This window comes from Thalassovita litoralis (assembly GCF_900182725.1).
GTDB classification, from domain to species: Bacteria; Pseudomonadota; Alphaproteobacteria; order Rhodobacterales; family Rhodobacteraceae; genus Thalassobius; species Thalassobius litoralis.
In genome coordinates, this window is the sequence record NZ_FXTO01000028.1 from 1 (window position 1) to 18320 (window position 18320).

19 protein-coding genes, 2 tRNA genes and 1 pseudogene are annotated in these 18320 nt (G+C 58.7%); 9 read left to right on the forward strand and 13 right to left on the reverse strand.

Annotated elements, in window-relative coordinates:
- The 3 genes and pseudogenes from FN828_RS21135 to FN828_RS15855 all read left to right on the forward strand — a co-directional run.
- A pseudogene (locus tag FN828_RS21135) lies at positions 1 to 133 on the forward strand (transposase domain-containing protein); the annotation flags it as partial.
- A 372-nt stretch (positions 134 to 505) separates the two neighbouring features.
- Entirely contained in the window at positions 506 to 1510 is a 1005-nt protein-coding gene (locus tag FN828_RS15850) for a tyrosine-type recombinase/integrase (RefSeq protein WP_142494398.1), read from the forward strand.
- Between the two features lie 42 nt (positions 1511 to 1552).
- Positions 1553 to 1759, forward strand: coding sequence for a hypothetical protein (locus FN828_RS15855; protein WP_142494399.1), 207 nt, complete (start codon positions 1553 to 1555; stop codon positions 1757 to 1759).
- A 106-nt stretch (positions 1760 to 1865) separates the two neighbouring features.
- Here FN828_RS15855 and FN828_RS15860 read toward each other — a convergent pair.
- A tRNA-Cys gene (locus FN828_RS15860) sits at positions 1866 to 1939 on the reverse strand.
- A 323-nt stretch (positions 1940 to 2262) separates the two neighbouring features.
- On the opposite strand from FN828_RS15860, the gene FN828_RS15865 reads away from it, so the two are divergent.
- Entirely contained in the window at positions 2263 to 2448 is a 186-nt protein-coding gene (locus FN828_RS15865; protein ID WP_142494400.1) for a CTP synthetase, read from the forward strand.
- Positions 2449 to 2533: 85 nt separating this feature from the next.
- Here the strand turns inward: FN828_RS15865 and FN828_RS15870 are convergent, their stop codons facing one another.
- On the reverse strand, positions 2534 to 3292 hold the full coding sequence (locus tag FN828_RS15870; RefSeq protein ID WP_142494437.1) for an alpha/beta fold hydrolase: 759 nt from the start codon (positions 3290 to 3292) through the stop codon (positions 2534 to 2536).
- 89 nt (positions 3293 to 3381) lie between these two features.
- On the opposite strand from FN828_RS15870, the gene FN828_RS15875 reads away from it, so the two are divergent.
- Entirely contained in the window at positions 3382 to 3756 is a 375-nt protein-coding gene (locus FN828_RS15875; protein ID WP_142494401.1) for a hypothetical protein, read from the forward strand.
- Here the strand turns inward: FN828_RS15875 and FN828_RS15880 are convergent.
- Positions 3695 to 4543, reverse strand: coding sequence for a DUF817 domain-containing protein (locus FN828_RS15880; protein ID WP_142494438.1), 849 nt, complete (start codon positions 4541 to 4543; stop codon positions 3695 to 3697). The two genes, FN828_RS15875 and FN828_RS15880, sit on opposite strands and share 62 nt — an antisense overlap.
- Positions 4544 to 4701: 158 nt before the next feature.
- On the reverse strand, positions 4702 to 5985 hold the full coding sequence (glyA, locus tag FN828_RS15885; RefSeq protein ID WP_142494402.1) for a serine hydroxymethyltransferase: 1284 nt from the start codon (positions 5983 to 5985) through the stop codon (positions 4702 to 4704).
- Between the two features lie 174 nt (positions 5986 to 6159).
- Here glyA and FN828_RS15890 point away from each other — a divergent pair, with 174 nt between their 5' ends.
- Entirely contained in the window at positions 6160 to 6921 is a 762-nt protein-coding gene (locus tag FN828_RS15890) for an NAD kinase (RefSeq protein ID WP_142494403.1), read from the forward strand.
- A gap of 27 nt (positions 6922 to 6948) precedes the next feature.
- On the opposite strand, the gene FN828_RS15895 is transcribed toward FN828_RS15890, so the two are convergent.
- Both FN828_RS15895 and FN828_RS20615 read right to left on the reverse strand, forming a co-directional pair.
- Entirely contained in the window at positions 6949 to 7350 is a 402-nt protein-coding gene (locus FN828_RS15895; RefSeq protein ID WP_142494404.1) for a CIA30 family protein, read from the reverse strand.
- 133 nt (positions 7351 to 7483) lie between these two features.
- Entirely contained in the window at positions 7484 to 7627 is a 144-nt protein-coding gene (locus FN828_RS20615; protein ID WP_185959055.1) for a hypothetical protein, read from the reverse strand.
- A gap of 196 nt (positions 7628 to 7823) precedes the next feature.
- On the opposite strand from FN828_RS20615, the gene FN828_RS15900 reads away from it, so the two are divergent.
- Together FN828_RS15900 and FN828_RS15905 are read left to right on the forward strand one after the other, a co-directional pair.
- A tRNA-Lys gene (locus tag FN828_RS15900) sits at positions 7824 to 7909 on the forward strand.
- 16 nt (positions 7910 to 7925) lie between these two features.
- On the forward strand, positions 7926 to 8321 hold the full coding sequence (locus tag FN828_RS15905) for an aminoacyltransferase (protein WP_142494405.1): 396 nt from the start codon (positions 7926 to 7928) through the stop codon (positions 8319 to 8321).
- A gap of 376 nt (positions 8322 to 8697) precedes the next feature.
- Here FN828_RS15905 and FN828_RS15910 read toward each other — a convergent pair whose 3' ends face one another.
- The 7 genes from FN828_RS15910 to FN828_RS15940 all read right to left on the reverse strand — a co-directional run bounded on the left by FN828_RS15910 (position 8698) and on the right by FN828_RS15940 (position 15840).
- A complete protein-coding gene (locus FN828_RS15910; protein ID WP_142494406.1) occupies positions 8698 to 9648 on the reverse strand; it encodes an IS1595 family transposase in 951 nt (316 codons plus the stop codon).
- A 377-nt stretch (positions 9649 to 10025) separates the two neighbouring features.
- A complete protein-coding gene (locus FN828_RS15915; RefSeq protein WP_142494407.1) occupies positions 10026 to 11246 on the reverse strand; it encodes an SPOR domain-containing protein in 1221 nt (406 codons plus the stop codon).
- A gap of 65 nt (positions 11247 to 11311) precedes the next feature.
- Positions 11312 to 11944, reverse strand: a complete 633-nt coding sequence (upp, locus tag FN828_RS15920; protein ID WP_142494408.1) for a uracil phosphoribosyltransferase — start codon at positions 11942 to 11944, stop codon at positions 11312 to 11314.
- Positions 11941 to 12930, reverse strand: coding sequence for an adenosine deaminase (locus FN828_RS15925; RefSeq protein ID WP_142494409.1), 990 nt, complete (start codon positions 12928 to 12930; stop codon positions 11941 to 11943). The genes upp and FN828_RS15925 overlap by 4 nt, the downstream gene beginning before the upstream one ends.
- A complete protein-coding gene (locus FN828_RS15930; protein ID WP_142494439.1) occupies positions 12927 to 14138 on the reverse strand; it encodes a phosphopentomutase in 1212 nt (403 codons plus the stop codon). The genes FN828_RS15925 and FN828_RS15930 overlap by 4 nt, the downstream gene beginning before the upstream one ends.
- On the reverse strand, positions 14138 to 15442 hold the full coding sequence (locus FN828_RS15935; protein ID WP_142494410.1) for a thymidine phosphorylase: 1305 nt from the start codon (positions 15440 to 15442) through the stop codon (positions 14138 to 14140). Before FN828_RS15935 ends, FN828_RS15930 begins: the two co-directional genes overlap by 1 nt.
- 5 nt (positions 15443 to 15447) lie before the next feature.
- On the reverse strand, positions 15448 to 15840 hold the full coding sequence (locus tag FN828_RS15940; protein ID WP_142494411.1) for a cytidine deaminase: 393 nt from the start codon (positions 15838 to 15840) through the stop codon (positions 15448 to 15450).
- A gap of 162 nt (positions 15841 to 16002) precedes the next feature.
- On the opposite strand from FN828_RS15940, the gene FN828_RS15945 reads away from it, so the two are divergent.
- The gene (locus tag FN828_RS15945; RefSeq protein ID WP_142494412.1) at positions 16003 to 18282 is read left to right on the forward strand and encodes an NADP-dependent malic enzyme; all 2280 of its coding nucleotides are present in this window, start codon (positions 16003 to 16005) and stop codon (positions 18280 to 18282) included.
- The last annotated feature ends 38 nt before the right edge of the window (positions 18283 to 18320 follow it).

Sequence of the window (18320 nt, forward strand, 5' to 3'; positions counted from 1 at the left end):
CGGTGTGGCCCTCGGCCGGAAATCCTGGCTCTTCGCCGGATCAGAGCGCGGCGGACATCGCGCCGCCGCCATCTACACGCTGATCGGCACGGCCAAGCTCAACGACATCGACCCGCAGGCATGGCTCGGCGATACGACCCCACCAAGCAAGAACTGGAATCTGCTTACAGAGGGTTCACATTGGCACCCACGACATGAGGAAATCATGGATCACATTCTTTGTCGTGCTGCCCTTCGAGGAATCCAAGCTGTCAGGTATGATGAAGGTAGTTTTCTAACCTCAAATCCAGATGCACTTGCAATGCACTTGGATGGTGAATTGGTAAGGCTGTCGGGTCGCTCTGGTCAGAAACCCCTGCTTACGATCACCGATACCTATGGACGACAACATAAAAGATGGGGCGGAAAACTGTAGCGGGCCTAAACTTCCCAATCCAGCTTATCAACAGTGCGCTTTAACACATCGAAGCTGAACCCGATGAATTTGAGAGGATAGATTTGCAACATGGCAAAGCGTGAACTTCCCAAGCATGTCTATCGGCAGCGCAACGGGCTGTATTTTCAGCGGCGCGGGTGGCCTTCCTTAAAATTCCAGAATGACTTTGGAACACCGGAATTCTGGGCAGAATATGCCAGCATCCTGAATGGGGAAAGCAAGCCTTCGCGGGTATCTACCCGCTCTTTCCGGGCATTGGTTGCGAATTACCGCAAGTCTCCGCGTTATCGTCGGCTCAAGCCACGCACGGCGCTGGATTACGACAAATATCTTGATTTCTTCTGTGATAAGATGGGCGATACTAATCCGGCCAACATGAAGCGCAAGGATGTGATCCGCCTGCGGGATGCGAACGCCGAAAAGGCGTATTTCGCAAACTACTCTTTGCGGGTGCTGCGTGTTCTGATGGAGCATTGCGTCGATCTGGGTTGGCGGGAAACCAATCCTGCCAAGGGGGTTCCCGAACTGAAAACCCAAAAGACCGAACGCGAACCGTGGCCGCGTCAATTGCTGGACACCTATCGCGCGGCTTGCCCTATAGGCACCCGTGAACGGCTTGTGATGGAACTTTGCGTTGGCACTGGTCAGCGCATTGGTGATGTTTTGGAAATGCGTTGGTCCGACATTCAAGACGGTGCCATTGTCGTGCAGCAGAACAAAACCAACAAGGTTCTCTGGGTGCCTATCTTGCCTGAATTGCAAGCGGCGCTGGATCAGGCCAGCCGCCATTCGGTGTTTATCCTGACGAATGAGAGGGGAACCAATCGTTGGTCCTATCGTGGCGCATCGCAGGCGGTGCGCAAGGTGCGCGAACAGATTGGGGCTGTGAACTATGACATTCACAGTTGGCGCTACAATGCCGCCTGTGAGTTGCTGGAAGCTGGGTGTGAGGACGATCTGATCGCCGCAGTTACGGGCCAAAGCCCCGCGATGGTGCTGCACTATACCAAGAAAGTTCGGCAGAAACTCAGGGCGATTCAGGCGCAAAATATGCGCGTTGGGCAAAACCCCTAAAAAATCCAGCACAACACAAACCACACACAGGGCGGAAACGGCATGGCTGACCTCATCGTGATATTATTCGCTCTGTGGCTTGTCCTTTGGTTCTACATCTTCTTGCCCGCCAGAATGGCAAGTAACCGAGGACGCAGCGCATTGATTTGGGTGCTGGTCTCTTTGGTTTTCAGTCCACTGTTGGCAATCTTTCTGCTGCTGGTTCTAGGCCGGGCCACTTCCGCATGGAAATCACAAGCAAAGGCCTAGCGTTTCACCATGCCTTTGCGAACAGAACAAAAACAGAATATTTAGACATTTGTTTAGACGCAAAAGCTTGCGTCCGGCGTCATTCTTCTAAGTGATTGATTTTATTTGGAGGCGAGTACCGGAATCGAACCGGTGTACACGGATTTGCAATCCGCTGCGTCACCACTCCGCCAACTCGCCGCCATGGTGTAGTGATGGCAATTAGAGCATATAGAAACGGAGCGCAAGAGCGAACCTTGGTGTGAAGCCCCCCTTCTGGGGAGGCTTCCAGATATGCTTGGAAGACCTAATAGGATTTTAAGGACGGCAGAGCCAAATCATACCCGCCAAGCAAAGGCGGGATGGTCCGAACATAGGTCAAAGCTTTCGGAATACGCACACCCACGCCCCCAAAGCACGATCCGAGCCGCGATAAATTCGGGATGTGACCCAGATCAAAGAAAAAACATTCCGAATCCCATATGCGTCTTCATAGGACACGCGTCAGATTTTATGAGGATGCTATGCTCAGACTGGCTTCGATTTTATATTCGTTGATTGGCACCACGATTGCCGGGACTTTGGTCATTGCGGCCCTGACGATGGGGTATGACACATTGCAGCCCATTCTGGTTGCGGCCGCCGCCGGGTTCGTGGTGGCACTGCCGGTCGCGTGGCTGGTGGCCAAGGGCATCGTCGATAATAACTGATCTTTGGTTTGTTTCGCTCCGGCGGAACATGGGCGATGGCGGTACGAGGGAGGGGTCCCCGTTGGGGCCGCCATCGCCAACTTTGTTACATATTCAGCCAGGTACGCACTGCGGCTTCGAATTCGCGCGGTTTGTCAGCGTGCAGCCAATGCCCTGCACCGGGAATCTTAGCGAATTTTGTGTTCGGGAACAGGGCTTTGATCGTGTCCCGATGGCCCGGCGTTACATAATGGGATGCGCCCCCGGTCAGGAATAGAACGGGTTTAGCAAATTTCCCGCTGATCTGCGGAAAGCTAAGGATTTTCGGCATTTCCTGCGCCAGTACATCCAGATTTAGCCGCCACTTTTTCGCAGACACATCCAAGGATTGCGTGAAAAACACCGGCAGGATCGGATCGTCGATCATGGATCGCAACTGTGCTTCGGCATCTGATCGTTTGGTTATGGCGTTCAGGTCAATTGCTTTCATCGCCTTGATGTATTCGATCTGGGAATGCCCATAGCTGACCGGCGCAATATCGGCCACGATCAGGCGGTTCACCAAATCGGGGTATTTCAGCGCCAGCACCATCGCCGCCTTACCGCCCATCGAATGCCCCAGCACATCCATTGGCGCCCCGTGGGCGCGGATCACGGCGGCCAGATCTTCGGCCATGTCCTCATAGGAATGGCTGTCATAGCAAGGGCTGTAACCGTGGTTGCGTTGATCTACGGCAATCACCTGCCGTTCATCTGACAGGCGTTTGGCGATCACGCCCCAATTCCGCCCAGAGCCATACAAGCCGTGGACAATCAGCAGCGCGGGGTTGGCGGTGGGGGTGCCGTGGGCAATCTGGTTCAACATAACCTGTGCATAGCGCCGCATCAGATGCTTTTCCAGCGGCATTGTGCGACACCGGGGCTTGCGTTATTTTTCATGGCGGAGAGTGGTACGTGATCGACGAAAAAACAATCACCCGGATGGCAACAGAGCTGGAGGCGTTACTGGCCGAAAAATGCGGTCAAACCTCTGGCCCGTTTGCGCTGCGCCTGAAGCGCGGGGTGCGCCGCGCACCCCGGTCCGTTCGTCATGCGGCTGATGGCTTTGCGCTGGCATTCACGCAAATGGGGCATCCAAAACTGGCGCGCCTGATGGATGCGTCGAAGGTGAACGATCAATACGACATCCTGCGCAGCTACTTGCGCGGCATTGACGTGGCCGACCGGCGCAAGGGGCTGTTGCTCAGCGTGCTGGGCAGCGTGTCGTTTAGTCTGCTGGCGATGCTGGCGCTGTTGCTGATTTTTCTGCGGTGGCGGGGCTATCTGTAACCCGTGGACTGCGCTGCAACGCGCCACGGAACACCAGCGTCACGGTGACAAAGCTGACATACAGCAGCAGATACCACGACCCCATCTTGGCGAAGCTAACCTGATCGAACGGGTTTTGTCCGGCATACAGCCATGTACCTGTCATCGTGCCGATGTTTTCGGCCAGCCACAGAAAGAAGCTGGAAAAGAAAGCGGCCAGCGGCAGGGGCATCCAGTACCAGTTTTCCCCAATCCGAAACCAGATGCGGGTACGCAGGTACAGCAGCACCGTCGCCGCAAAAAGGATAACGCGAATATCAGGCAGGAAATGATGCGCAAAGAAATTCACATAGATCGCCCCAGCCAGCACAAGGGATGACCAGAACGGCGGATAGGGGGCGAATTGCATGTCAAACAAACGGATGACCCGCGCCATGTAACTTCCAACGGATGCGTACATAAACCCGGAAAACAGCGGCACGCCCCATAGCTTCAACAGGCCCGGTTCGGGGTAGGACCAGCTTCCGGCCTGAACCTTGAACAGCTCCATCACGGTGCCGGTCAGATGGAACAGCAAGATCACTTTTGCCTCGTCCCAGCTTTCCAGCTTTAGCGCCAGAAACAGGACTTGCAGGCCAATCGCGACGATAACCAGCGCATCATATCGGTGTAGCATCCAATCGGGTTGCCAGATTGCACGGGTCAGCAGGATCGCCCCCAGCAGGCAAATACCGAACAGGCAGGCCCATCCCTGTTTCAGAACGAACATCACAAATTCAGCCATATAATGCGGAAGATGCGCGCGCATCCGGTCGCCCAATTGGCGTTCGATCCGCAATGTCAGAGGGGCATGGTGAACCATATAAATCGTCAATCAATATCGCAAAAGGAATGGCCGATATAAAAACACCGCCGCAGGGATGTCCAGCGGCGGTGTTCATTCAGGTGATTAGCCCGGTTATCCGATTACAGGTTCGGATACAGCGGGAACTGCTGGCACAGGGCTTCGACCTTGGCTTTTACCTCGGCTTCGACTTCGGCGTTGCCGTCTTCGCCATTGGCGGCCAGACCGTCGACCACTTCGACAATCCAATCAGCAATCTGACGGAACTCTGCCTCGCCAAAGCCGCGGGTCGTGCCTGCGGGGGTGCCCAGACGGATGCCCGAAGTAACCATCGGTTTTTCCGGGTCGAACGGAATGCCGTTCTTGTTACAGGTGATGTGCGCGCGGCCCAGTGCCTTTTCGGTGGCGTTGCCCTTTACCCCTTTGGGGCGCAGGTCGACCAGCATCACATGGGTGTCGGTGCCGCCGGTCACGATGTCCAGCCCGCCCTTCATCAACTGATCGGCCAGTGCGGCGGCATTGGCGCGAACCTGTTTCTGGTAGGTCTTGAATTCGGGACGCAGCGCTTCGCCAAAGGCGACGGCCTTCGCGGCGATCACATGCATCAGCGGGCCGCCCTGAATGCCGGGGAAGATGGCCGAGTTGACCTTTTTCGCGATCTCTTCGTTGTTGGTCAGGATCATGCCGCCGCGCGGGCCGCGCAGGGTTTTGTGGGTCGTGGTCGTGGCCACATCGGCATAGGGGAAGGGGCTGGGATGTTCACCCGCCGCAACCAGCCCGGCAAAGTGGGCCATGTCCACCATCAGGAACGCACCAACGCTATCCGCGATTTCGCGCATCTTGGCAAAGTCGATCTGGCGCGGGATGGCCGAACCACCGGCGATGATCATTTTGGGTTTGTGTTCGTCTGCCAGCGCCTGAACCTGATCGTAATCCAGCAGGCTGTCCTGTTTGCGCACACCGTATTGGATGGCGTTGAACCATTTGCCCGACTGGTTCGGCTTTGCGCCGTGGGTCAGGTGGCCGCCTGCGTCCAGCGACATGCCCAGAATGGTGTCGCCCGGTTGCAGCAGCGCGTTGAACACGCCTTGGTTGGCCTGGCTGCCCGAGTTGGGCTGCACGTTGGCAAATTCACAACCAAACAGTTCCTTGGCGCGGTCGATGGCCAGATTTTCGGCCACGTCTACGTATTGGCAACCGCCATAGTAGCGGCGCCCCGGATAACCTTCGGCGTATTTGTTGGTCATGACAGAGCCCTGGGCTTCCATCACAGCGGCGGAAACGATGTTTTCGGACGCGATCAGTTCGATCTCGTGGCGCTGGCGGCCCAGTTCGTCGGTGATCGACTTGTACAGCTCGGGGTCGCGCGATGCGAGCGCCTCGGTGAAGAAACCGGTATCGGACATTCAATTGCTCCGTCATGGCAGTTGGGATGGCGCGTAAGTAAAGGAAACCGATGCCAGAAGAAAGCCCGGAATGCGACCATGCGGCACCATATGGCGGCAGGGCTGGTGCCTTGCGTGAACTTGTGGTTCGATTAGGAACGGTTTGGCCCGCTTCGGAAACAGGGATAGGCATAAATGACCCTTCGCATTGCGTTTACTGCCAGTGACGCGCACTCGGCCCAGACGGCCCGCGCCGCCCTGATTGGTCGCTATGGCAACACGCCCGAAGAACAGGCCCATATCATCGTGGCCTTGGGCGGGGATGGGTTCATGTTGCAGACCTTGCACCGCACACAACATCTGGATTTGCCGGTTTATGGGATGAACCGGGGAACCGTCGGGTTCCTGATGAATGAATATAGCGAAACCGATCTGATGGACCGGCTGTCAGATGCCGAAGAAGCGGTGATTAACCCGCTGTCGATGAAAGCAACCTGCGCAGACGGCCATGTGCATCATGCGCTGGCGATCAACGAAGTGTCCGTTCTGCGCGCCGGACCACAGGCGGCGAAGCTGCGGATTACCATTGATGGGCGGCTGCGGATGGAAGAATTGGTTTGCGACGGGGCGCTGATTGCCACGCCTGCCGGGTCCACGGCCTATAACTATTCGGCGCATGGGCCGATTCTGCCGATTGGGTCCGATGTACTGGCGCTGACCGCGATTGCCCCATTCCGGCCCCGCCGCTGGCGCGGGGCGCTGTTGCCGAAAACCGCCCATGTGCGGTTCGATGTGCGCGACCCGGAAAAACGCCCCGTCATGGCCGAGGCTGACAGCTATTCGGTGGAAAAAGTAATCAGTGTTGAAATCAAATCTGAACCCGACATCAAGCACCGCATCCTGTTTGACCCCGGTCACGGGCTGGAAGAACGGCTGATCCGCGAGCAATTTGTCTGACGGGACGGCCCAATTGGTGCCGCTGGGTCAGTAGAATTGCAGGCGGGCAATATTCAAATCCTGTACCGTGGCATCCGGGTCTACGATCACGCCATAGCTGTGGATTGCTTCGGGGCGGGGTAGTCGGCGCAACACGCCACCAACGGGCCGGAACTGAAAAAACGGCAGGTTCAGCGTGACCCAATCAGCCGGGGCGATGAAACCCGCCTGATAGCTTTGGCCTGGGCGCATAGATTGCGTGCGCAGCGCCATAACGCAGCTTTGCCCTGCCCCGCGCACCGTGATCAGCAGCCCCCGCGCTTTGGCAGTCAGCGGATAGGTCAGCTGATGCAGCGCCCCAGCCACCAGCGGATGCGCTTGCAACGGGGCAGGCCGCAGAACCGGGCGGGGGGCTTTAGGTTCGGTGACGAAATCATCGAACAGCATCATGATGGGCGACTCCGCAAAGCTATGTTCTTATTTTGTTCTCAATAGCATCCGAACGCAATCCCAAAAGAAAGGCGATTGTATATTTGACAAACCAGTTTTCCCGAGCGATCACGCAACAGCGTGACAGGCCGGATCAGTCGCTGGACGCTTTGTCGTCCTTCGGCTTCTGTTTCACCAGCTTCCTAAGCTTCTCGTTGAACCGTGCTTCGTCGTCATCCGTCCCGAGTTCGCGGGCGGCTTCCTTGAAGCGGTCAAGTTGGGTTTTGTCTTTTTCCATAACCACATCATAGTGATTCGGCCCGGCGGGAACCACACGGCACAACACTCTTTGCGTGTTAATCTAACGCAATTTGCAAAATCTAGTATAATCAAATAGTTACAATGATCCATTGGGATAAACGCAGTTTGACGTTGACTCCCAGCCCCTTGATGCCACACGATATTGCGCAAGCGGGGCTTCCTCGCACAACATAGGCCCCGTGGCGGAATGGTAGACGCAACCGTCTTTTAAACGGACACCGTGCAAGGTTTGTGGGTTCGAATCCCACCGGGGCCACCACATCACGGAGGCCGCTATGTCGAAAGCGCCAAAAATGAAAGATATGCGGGAACGCTTGGATAGCATCAGGCGAGAGATAGAGAAGCTGCAAGCCCAAGAGTCGCTTTTGCTTGATATGATGGGTGAAGAACCCACGAAAACCACCCCCAAGAGAGCGCCCAAGGGTTCTGTAAAAGTGCGAGTCCTTGAGATGCTAGAGTCAGAAGGCCGAAGCGGGCTGAACGCTGCAAAGGCAGTTGAATTAAGCGGAGCCGAAGGTGACGCACTGGACAGGGGTTCGGTGTCCAGCCTCCTATCGCGCCTCAAACAAGACGACGTGGTTGTCTATGATGGGAGCAACTACCGTCTCAAAAAATACGCGGGGATGCCTAGCGTTACCCCCCTGAGAACCTCGGGTGATCGTCAATTCTGACGTTTGCTCAGAAGGCCCGCCCCCCCAGAGTTATGCCGTAGGAAGCATTCTAGGGGAGCGGCTCACGTCCTACAGGAAAGGACTTCCCATGGACAATCGTAATGACGACAAGAAGGTCGTCTATCGGCCCTATATCACGACCAAAGACGGTCGTCGCATATGGGCCAAATGGTATGGCAAGAGAGCGTTCCGTATCGAACTTTGACTCGCCTTAATCTCTGAGGGAGCAGGAAACTGCTCCCTCTTTTCGTTGGTGACGCAACCGGCGAACCGGCACCGTGCAAGGTTTTTTGCCACCACACTTCTAATATGGTCACTTTTCAGGTGCGGTGAAGCTTTTGCTGACGCACCCGCAATGCTTTGAATCGTTTTCGATCTATTGCGCGTAGGTCAACCGCTTCCCGGCAGCACCTTTCAAAGCAATCTCGCCACGTTCTGTGTCGTTAACCCCGTTTGCGGTGCGGTTGTTATAACGGAAGTCAAACTCCGCCGCATAGCGATGCAGATGCTGCTTGCCGCAGTGCTGATAGACACCCTTCATGCCGCGCTTGAAGATACTGTAGAAGCCTTCGACGGTATTTGTGTGGACCTCGCCGCGCACGTATTCGCCTTGACCGTGACGGGTGAAGTCATGACCCGCAAACTCGTCGCCAAGGCGCTTATACTGGCCTGCCTCGTCGGTGTAGACTACGGCTTCCTTGGCGATGTTTTCGCGCAGGATCGGCACCAGCGTAGCGGCTTTCAGATCATCAACGATGATGCTCTTGGCGCGGCCCGTGGTGCGATCCACCAGCGTCAGCATTTTGTGCTTGTGGGCGAAGCCACGGCCCTTCTTCTCGCCATGCGGCTTGATGGTGCGGTCATTGCCGATGAAGGTTTCATCGACCTCTACAGCGCCGCCGTTGCCGCCCATGGGTGCGAACTCGCCGGAACGCATGCACTCGCGGATGCGATGGGTCAGGAACCATGCGGATTTATAGGTGATGCCCAGAACGCGGTGCAGCTGGTGGCTGGAAATGCCCTTCTTGCTGGATACCATCAGGTGAATGGCTTGAAGCCACAGGGTAAGCGGCAGATGGCTTTCCTCGAAGATGGTGCCCTTGCGAACGGTGAACTGCTTGCGGCACTCACGGCACTTCCACAGGCCGTGGCGCTCCTTTCCTTCCGGGTTCTTCGCGCTCGGCTTGGTGCGAACGCCAGTCAGGCGATAGGCGCTATCCACAACGCCGCAATGCGGGCATACCGGACCATCCGCCCAGAGCATGCCTTCGACGTGCGCGAACGCTGCGGCTTCGTCGTGGAAGTAGGGGGCGGAAAGAACGGACATTCGAAACTCCTATCGTCTTGATAAGAATATAGGGTTTCAGGCTTGGTTTGTCAAATATACAATCGCCAAAAGAAAAGCCCCACATGTGGGTTTACCCAAAGCCATCCAGAATTGGCAGAAACGCAGCATGACCAAACTCCACTCATCCGAAAACAAATCGTGGACTTTTCTCGTTTCAGGTTCATCGCGGTCAGGAACAAAGACCACTAGGCCAATGTGACAAACCACGCCTTGCTTTGAGGCGTCGCAAATCTGCGGGGCGATCCGGTCCTGCCGCCCCCGCAAACAGGACCGTTTCATACCTATTGCAAAATGCTACGTCAGTTATTTTCGCAAACGCATGAGGGGGCAAAACAACACGCTTGCCCCCAGCAGGCTTAGCGGGCGAAGGCATCCCGAAACCCGGCGCGGCGGGCGGTGGACAGGGCTGCATTCACCTGTTGCGGCGATGCGAATGGCCCGGCCATCACGATCTGATAGGATTTACCGCCCTTGGAATACTGCGCCATCCGCACCGGCAAACCGGCTTGTTGCAGCCGCGCGGCAGAGCGTTGGGCATTGGCTGGCACCCCGAAGGTTCCCACCTGAACATAAGATTTCCCGGCGGTTTTCGCGGCCTGCACGGGTTGCACCTGCCCTTTGGTGGAAATCTTCCCGGTCTTCGCGTATTTAAACGCCTTGTCCCGCTGCTGCGTTGCCAGATCCGTATAGGGATAGGTCACATTCGGATAAAACCGCGTCACGTCCTGCCCGGTGCGGCGGTCGATCAAACGGCGCGGGACTGTCTGTGTCCAGACCAGATCCATCTGCGCCTTTCCGGAGAATGTCTGCTGGGCGCGACGGGGGTTCAGGCGGTCATCCTTCCAAACCGGGCGATAGCCATCAGGGACACGCACGCCGGTCGTTGCATTCGCCTGCAACTGCGCCACATGCTTCGGCACCACCCGCGTTCCCGGTGCAACCGTTCCCTGCCGCACCACCGGCGCAGCCGCCACACGCCCCGCACCAGAGCCATAGGAAACTGGCGGTTCAACCTGTGGGCCACAACGCAGCCCGGCCCCCTGCATATAGCGCCCACTTGCCCCCAGACCTGTACAACCGGACGCAGCAGGTGCCGCCAATTGCACAGGGGCGGCGCGTTTGGGTGCAGGTGGCGCAGCCAGAACGCGCGGCGGCGTGGTCACGGATGCCACCGTGCGGATCGGTGCCGTCCGCGCGGTTTTTACAACCGGCGCAGGTTTGGCCGCTACAACCACGGGCTTTTGCACGGGCGCAGGTTTCGGGGCGGGCTTCGGCGCAGGGGCCTGCGCAACCTTGGGCGCTGGGGCTTCGGCCTTGGGTGCAGCCTTGGCAAAGGTCGGTTGCGCCCCGCAAATCGGCTGACGCGCCCGCGTCACACGCGGCACCCACGTCACATTGCCATCGACACCGGCGCGAATGAACACGCAGCCCTTGCTATCCACATATTGCTTGCCCTTGTAGGACGTGGGCGGAAATTCGGCTGGCAAATTAGCCCCGTTAAAGGCTTGGGCAAAGGCTGCCCCACCCCCAAGCACCAAGGCGAAAATTGCAGAAGAAATGATTTTTGAAACTGGCATATTGCCCCCCAAGCAGGCTTTGGGGGGCAGGTTGCACGATTCAGCATTATTAGTAAAGGGTGCGCTTATTTTGTGCCGAACATCCGATCACCCGCATCACCTAGTCCGGGCAGGATATATCCCTTGTCGTTCAGACAACGGTCCAAGGACGCCGTGACAATCGGCACATCGGGATGCGCTTCTTTCATCCGGGCCACGCCTTCGGGTGCGGCCAGCAGGCACATGAAACGGATGTTTTTCGCGCCCGCTTGTTTCAGCAGATCAATCGCCGCAGCCGAGGAATTGCCGGTCGCCAACATCGGGTCCACGGCGATCACCAGACGATCCTCGAGGTTTTCGGGCACCTTGAAATAATACTGCACCGGCTCCAGCGTTTCTTCGTCGCGATACAGGCCAACAAAGCCCACGCGCGCTGCCGGGATCAGTTCCAGCACCCCGTCTAACAGGCCATTGCCCGCCCGCAGGATCGAAATCAGCGCCAGTTTCTTGCCCTCCAGAATGGGGGCGTCCATCGTTTCCATCGGGGTTTCGATGGTTTTGGTGGTCATGTCCAGTTCGCGCGTGATCTCATAGGCCAAAAGCTGGCTGATCTCGTGCAGCAACCGGCGGAAACTGGCGGTCGAGGTGTTTTTATCACGCATAATCGACAGTTTATGTTGCACCAGCGGATGCGTGACGATGGTCAGATGCTCGGTCATGCGTATGTCTCCAATCGTTTTTTCAGGCTCTCGCGCGTGGCCGGATCGCAGAAGGCAGCGCCAAGCGCCGTATCGTTCAGCGCAGCGAAATCTTCGGCTCCCCAACCAAAGGCACGTTCCAGTTCTTCGTATTCCCGGCCCATCGTCGTGTGGAAAAAGGGCGGGTCATCGGTGGATACCGTGACCTTTACCCCTGCATCGCGCAAGCGTGCAATAGGATGGGCCGCGAAATTGCGATACAGGCCCAGCGCCACGTTCGACCCCGGACAAATTTCCAGCACGATTTCCCGTTCAGCCAGAATATCAACCAATCGCGGGTCTTCGATGGCGCGGACGCCGTGGCCGATCCGATCCACCCGCAGATCATCAATCGCCTGCCGGATCGCATCCGGCCCGCCCCATTCCCCGGCGTGGGTGGTCAGGCGCAACCCTGCCTCGCGTGCGCAGTCAAAAGCCCAAGCATAATCGCCTTGCCGCAGGATGGTTTCATCGCCGCCCATACCAAAGCCGACGATCCAATCCCCCGCCGTTTCTGCCGCGCAAATCGCGGTTTCCTTGGCCTTCTCCGGGCCGAAATGCCGGATGCAGGTCACGATCCCACGCAGGATAATGCCCAGCTCCGCCTCGACCTCGGCCGCGATTTCCTGAATCGCGTGCAGATATTCGCGCCACGCCCCCAAATCACGGCCACCGCAAAAATCAGGACTGATAAAGGTTTCCGCGTAAATCACCCCGTTTTCGGCACAGTTTTCCAACACTGCGCGGGTCAACCGCTGATAATCGCGCGGCGTTTTCAACACCTGCGTAGCGGCCTCGTACACCTTCAGGAACTCGGGGAAGTCACGATAGGCATAGGCCCCGCGCTCGTCAAAGACCCGATCCAGATTGATGGATTTTTCCTGTGCCAGCCCACGGATGAATTTCGGCGGTGCCGCCCCTTCGATATGCAGGTGCAGCTCCAGCTTGGGAAAGGTTTTCCAACTCATAAAAACGATACCCCCGGTCCTTGTGCGGGAATGCCCAGATGCGCGGCAATGCTGGCCGCGACATCCGCAAACATCACGTTTCCAATGGCTTTCTCCCCTACCCCATAACCCAGAACCGGGGTGCGTTCGCGGGTGTGGTCCGTCCCGATCCACGTCGGATCGTTGCCATGATCGGCGGTGACGATCAGCAAATCATCGGATCGCAAGCGCGGCAGCAGCTTGCCCAGTTCTGTATCGAACCACTCCAAGGCGCGGGCATAGCCCGACACATCCCGCCGATGCCCATACAGGCTGTCGAATTCCACGAAATTGGCAAAGGTCAGGCTGCCATCTTCGGCATCATTCACCAGATCGGACAGATGGGTCATCAGCACATCATCCGGGCCTTTGCGGACCTCATCAATGCCGTGCATTGAAAAAACATCCCCGATCTTACCCACGGCATACACATGGCGTCCCGCCCCTTGCACCCAATCGCACAGCGTTGGGCTAGGCGGGGCAATGGCATAATCGTGACGGTTCTGGGTGCGGGTGAACCCGGTTTCGGGTGTCCCCACAAAAGGCCGCGCAATCACACGGCCCACTTTCATCGCATGAACCATCGGAGCAATTCCCTGACACAGGTCCAGCAGACGTTGCAGGCCAAAGCTGTCTTCATGCGCGGCGATCTGCAACACACTGTCAGCCGAGGTATAAAAGATCGGCTGCCCGGTCCGCATATGTTCAGCCCCATATCGGGCAATGATTTCCGTACCCGACGCATGGCAATTGCCCAACACCCCGGCCACCCCGATCAGACGTTCCGATTCCGCGACAATCTGGGGCGGCAACGCGGGCAGAGTATCGGGGAAATAGTGCCAGTCCCACGGCACTGGCACCCCCGCCAGTTCCCAATGCCCCGATGGTGTGTCCTTGCCGGGGCTGATTTCCGTCGCGCCCCCCCACAGCCCGGTGGGGTCCGCCCCCAGCCCCGGCGCATCGCGGCCCGAAGCAACGCGGATCGCAGCCCCCAGCCCCAGCCGATCCATCACCGGCAGGGATAAAGAACCGCTGCGCCCCTGCTCTGCCCGGCCCTCGGCGCAGGCATCGGCAATATGCGCCAGCGTATTCGCCCCGGTATCGGGACGGGTGCCATTGAAAAAACGCTCAGCATCCGGCGCACCGCCAATGCCAACGCTGTCGATCACAATCAGGAAAGCGCGCGGCATCATCCGATCCTTTCATGAATTAGCGGCGGCAAGTCCGGTGCCGCGCCCGTCAGGCGCAACGCCGCCAGCACCTCGGCCCCGGCCTGATCTGCGGCGGCTTCGCGGGCGGCATGGACACGCGCCAGCGGTTGCCCCCGCTCTACCCACGCGCCCAACGGCACCACATCGGACAGGCCCACCGCCGGGTCCACCGTATCGGTTTCCACCTGACGCCCACCGCCCAGCTCGACCACGGTCAGCCCCAAGGCATACCCGTTCCAGCCCGCCACATATCCCGCCTGTGGCGACAGGATTTCCCGGATCACCGGCGCTTCGGGCAGGAACCGCTGCCAATTGTCCACGAACTGCACCGGCCCGCCCTGTTCGGCCACCATCCGGCCAAAAACCTGCGCCGCATCACCGCTGGCGATGGCTGATAAAATGCGCTGCTCCCCCACGGTCGCGTTGTCTGCCAGCCCCGCATTGGCCAGCAATACGCCCCCCAAGGCGGCAGCAATATCCAGCAACCGGCCCTTGGCCTGCCCCGTCAGCACCCGCATGGAACTGGCCACCTCCAGCGCATTGCCCAAGTCCGGGGCCAATGGCTGATTCATATCCGTGATCAGCGCCGTTGTCGGGCAACCCGCCGCGTTTGCCGTTTCCACCAAGGCCAAGGCCAAGGCGCGGGCGTCATCCGCGGATTTCATAAATGCCCCGGTGCCGATTTTCACGTCTAGCACCAGACCTTCCAGCCCTGCTGCCAGTTTTTTCGACAGGATCGAAGCGGTGATCAAATCCAGGCTTTCCACCGTCCCCGTCACATCGCGGATCGCGTAAAGCCGCTTATCCGCCGGAGCAATATCCGCGCTGGCGCTGACGATGGCACAGCCCGCCCGCTGCACGACCTGACGCAGGCGCGTCTCCTCTAGCCCGGTCTGGAAACCGGGGATCGCCTCTAGCTTGTCCAGCGTGCCGCCAGTGTGGCCCAGCCCCCGACCCGAAATCATCGGCACATAGGCCCCGCAAGCCGCCAGTGCAGGCGCAAGGATCAGCGACACGCAATCCCCCACCCCGCCTGTGGAATGCTTGTCCAGCACCGGACGATCCAGATCCCAGCGCAGCACATGGCCGGAATCGCGCATGGCCAATGTCAACGCAGTGCGCCCCTGATCGCCCAGCCCGTTCAGCAGCGCCGCCATAGCAAAAGCCCCCGCCTGCGCATCGCTGACCGTATGATCGGCCAGACCGGCGGCGAACCAGCGGTATTCCTGATCGGTCACGGGCTGGCGGTCGCGCAGCCGGGCAATGATCGCACGGGCATCCATCGGGATCAGGCGCGTTCCATATGGGATTGGTCGAACGCCCCCGGCAGCAATTCGGAAATCGTCATCACCGTTTCTGGCCCGTCCACCGTAGCCAGCCGCACCGTGACCTCGCCCCGGCCAAATTCCGCCAGTTTCTGACGGCACCCGCCGCAGGGCGTCACCGGATGGGGGCTGTCGGCAATCACGCAAACCTCGATCAGTTCGGTTTCCCCTGCGGCGACCATTGCGGCAATCGCCCCCGCTTCGGCGCAGGTGCCTTCGGGGTAGGCCACGTTTTCTACGTTGCAGCCCACATAAACCATACCGGATTTACCACGAATGGCCGCGCCGACCTTGAAATTGGAATAAGGCACATAGGCATTTTCGCGCACCGCGCGGGCAGCATCCAGCAGGGACATATCCAACACTCCGTTCCGGCACGGGCCGATCCCGCGCACATGCGGAAAACTGTGAGGCTCGGCGGATAAATTTGCAAGCCCATGACCACGTTGGAAAACTGGCGCTTCCCCTTGGTCAGGATTTAGTTTAACACTAAACTACCCAAATCAGGGAGACCCCACATGTCTGATAGCCCCAAAGACTCGCTGCGTCAGGCGGCGTTGTTTTATCACGAATACCCCAAACCCGGTAAGCTGGAAATCCGCGCCACCAAGCCATTGGCGAATGGCCGCGATCTAAGCCGCGCCTATTCCCCCGGCGTGGCCGAGGCCTGTCTGGAAATCAAGGACGACGCCAGCAACGCCAGCCGCTATACCGCGCGGGGCAATCTGGTGGCGGTTGTCAGCAACGGCACCGCAGTTCTGGGGCTGGGCAATATCGGCGCGTTGGCCAGCAAGCCGGTGATGGAAGGCAAAGCCGTCCTGTTCAAAAAATTCGCCAACATTGATTGCTTTGATATCGAGGTAAACGAAACCGACCCGCATAAGCTGGCCGATATCGTGTGTTCGCTGGAACCGACCTTTGGCGCGATCAATCTGGAAGACATCAAAGCCCCCGATTGCTTTATCGTTGAAAAACTGTGCCGCGAACGGATGAATATCCCGGTGTTTCACGACGATCAGCACGGCACCGCGATCGTGGTGGGGGCCGCCGCGAAAAACGCGCTGCATGTGGCAGGCAAGAATTTCGAGGATATTAAGATCGTCAGCACTGGCGGCGGAGCCGCCGGGATTGCCTGCCTGAACATGCTGCTGAAACTGGGCGTGAAGCGTGAAAATGTCTGGCTGTGCGACATTCACGGGCTGGTCTACGAAGGCCGAACCGAAGACATGAACCCGCAAAAGGCGGCCTATGCGCAAAAATCCGACCTGCGCACACTGGATCAGGTGATCGACGGCGCGGACATGTTCCTTGGCCTGTCCGGGCCGCGTGTTCTGACGCCCGACATGGTGGCAAAGATGGCGAAACGCCCGATCATCTTTGCGCTGGCGAACCCCACCCCCGAAATCCTGCCCGAAGATGCGCGCGCGGTCGCACCCGATGCGATCATCGCCACCGGGCGCAGCGATTACCCCAATCAGGTCAACAACGTACTGTGTTTCCCGTTTATCTTCCGGGGGGCGCTGGATGTCGGCGCAACTGAAATCAACGACGATATGCAACTGGCCTGCATTGACGGCATCGCCGCGCTGGCCCGCGCCACCACCAGCGCCGAAGCCGCCGCCGCCTATCAGGGCGAACGGCTTAGCTTTGGGGCTGATTACCTGATCCCCAAACCCTTTGATCCGCGCCTGTCCGGTGTGGTGTCCACCGCTGTCGCCAAGGCCGCGATGGCCAGCGGCGTTGCCACCCGCCCGCTGGAGGATCTGGACGCCTACAAGGCCCGCCTGAACCAAAGCGTTTTCAAATCCGCGATGCTGATGCGCCCGGTGTTCGAGGCCGCCCGCACCGCCAGCCGCCGCATCGTCTTTGCCGAGGGCGAGGACGAACGCGTATTGCGCACCGCACAGGCCGTTCTGGAGGAAACCACCGAACAACCCATCCTGATCGGCCGCCCCGAAGTGATGGAAGCCCGCTGCGAACGCGCGGGCCTAAGCCTGCGGCCTTTCGTGGATTTTCAGGTGGTGAACCCGGAAAACGACCCGCGTTATCGCGATTACTGGGGCACCTATCATCAGATCATGGCCCGGCGCGGCGTCACCCCCGATCTGGCTAAGGCGATCATGCGCACCAACACCACGGCCATCGGCGCGATCATGGTCTATCGTGGCGAAGCCGACAGCCTGATTTGCGGCACCTTCGGGGAATATCGCTGGCACCTGAACTATGTCACACAGGTTTTGGCCGACGATTCCCTGCAACCGCATGGCGCGCTGTCCCTGATGATTCTGGAAGATGGCCCGCTGTTCATCGCCGATACGCAGGTCACGATTGATCCCACCCCTGCCGAAATTGCCAAAACCGTTATCGGTGCCGCGCGGCATGTGCGGCGGTTCGGACTGGAACCCAAGGTGGCGCTGTGCGCACAATCGCAGTTTGGCAACCTGAACAGCGATACTGGCCTGCGCCAGCGTGAAGCCTTGAAAATTCTGGATTCCCAGCCCCGCGATTTCACCTACGAAGGCGAAATGAACGTGGATGCGGCGCTGGACCCGGAATTGCGCGAACGCGTCTTCCCGATGAGCCGCATGAAAGGCCCGGCCAACGTGCTGGTCTTTGCCAACGCCGATGCGGCCAGCGGTGTGCGCAACATCCTGAAGGTCAAAGGCGACGGGCTAGAGGTCGGCCCGATCTTGATGGGCATGGGCAACCGGGCGCATATCGTCAGCCCGTCGATCACCACGCGCGGGCTGCTGAACATGGCGGCCATCGCGGGCACACCCGTGGCGCATTACGGCTAAGACACCAAGAGTTTCCGCCAAAAGCCAATCAACAGCTT

Bases quoted from the DNA above. Each gene is read 5' to 3' on its own strand.
- FN828_RS15895 (WP_142494404.1), bottom strand. From the start codon at position 7,350: ATGATGCTGTTCGATGATTTCGTCACCGAACCTAAAGCCCCCCGCCCG.
- FN828_RS15945 (WP_142494412.1), top strand. From the start codon at position 16,003: ATGTCTGATAGCCCCAAAGACTCGCTGCGTCAGGCGGCGTTGTTTTAT.
- FN828_RS15865 (WP_142494400.1), top strand. From the start codon at position 2,263: ATGCTCAGACTGGCTTCGATTTTATATTCGTTGATTGGCACCACGATT.
- upp (WP_142494408.1), bottom strand. From the start codon at position 11,944: ATGACCGAGCATCTGACCATCGTCACGCATCCGCTGGTGCAACATAAA.
- FN828_RS15940 (WP_142494411.1), bottom strand. From the start codon at position 15,840: ATGTCCCTGCTGGATGCTGCCCGCGCGGTGCGCGAAAATGCCTATGTG.
- FN828_RS15880 (WP_142494438.1), bottom strand. From the start codon at position 4,543: ATGCGCGCGCATCTTCCGCATTATATGGCTGAATTTGTGATGTTCGTT.
- FN828_RS15905 (WP_142494405.1), top strand. From the start codon at position 7,926: ATGTCGAAAGCGCCAAAAATGAAAGATATGCGGGAACGCTTGGATAGC.
- glyA (WP_142494402.1), bottom strand. From the start codon at position 5,985: ATGTCCGATACCGGTTTCTTCACCGAGGCGCTCGCATCGCGCGACCCC.
- FN828_RS15925 (WP_142494409.1), bottom strand. From the start codon at position 12,930: ATGAGTTGGAAAACCTTTCCCAAGCTGGAGCTGCACCTGCATATCGAA.
- FN828_RS15855 (WP_142494399.1), top strand. From the start codon at position 1,553: ATGGCTGACCTCATCGTGATATTATTCGCTCTGTGGCTTGTCCTTTGG.
- FN828_RS15915 (WP_142494407.1), bottom strand. From the start codon at position 11,246: ATGCCAGTTTCAAAAATCATTTCTTCTGCAATTTTCGCCTTGGTGCTT.
- FN828_RS15890 (WP_142494403.1), top strand. From the start codon at position 6,160: ATGACCCTTCGCATTGCGTTTACTGCCAGTGACGCGCACTCGGCCCAG.
- FN828_RS15850 (WP_142494398.1), top strand. From the start codon at position 506: ATGGCAAAGCGTGAACTTCCCAAGCATGTCTATCGGCAGCGCAACGGG.
- FN828_RS20615 (WP_185959055.1), bottom strand. From the start codon at position 7,627: ATGGAAAAAGACAAAACCCAACTTGACCGCTTCAAGGAAGCCGCCCGC.
- FN828_RS15935 (WP_142494410.1), bottom strand. From the start codon at position 15,442: ATGGATGCCCGTGCGATCATTGCCCGGCTGCGCGACCGCCAGCCCGTG.
- FN828_RS15870 (WP_142494437.1), bottom strand. From the start codon at position 3,292: ATGTTGAACCAGATTGCCCACGGCACCCCCACCGCCAACCCCGCGCTG.
- FN828_RS15910 (WP_142494406.1), bottom strand. From the start codon at position 9,648: ATGTCCGTTCTTTCCGCCCCCTACTTCCACGACGAAGCCGCAGCGTTC.
- FN828_RS15930 (WP_142494439.1), bottom strand. From the start codon at position 14,138: ATGCCGCGCGCTTTCCTGATTGTGATCGACAGCGTTGGCATTGGCGGT.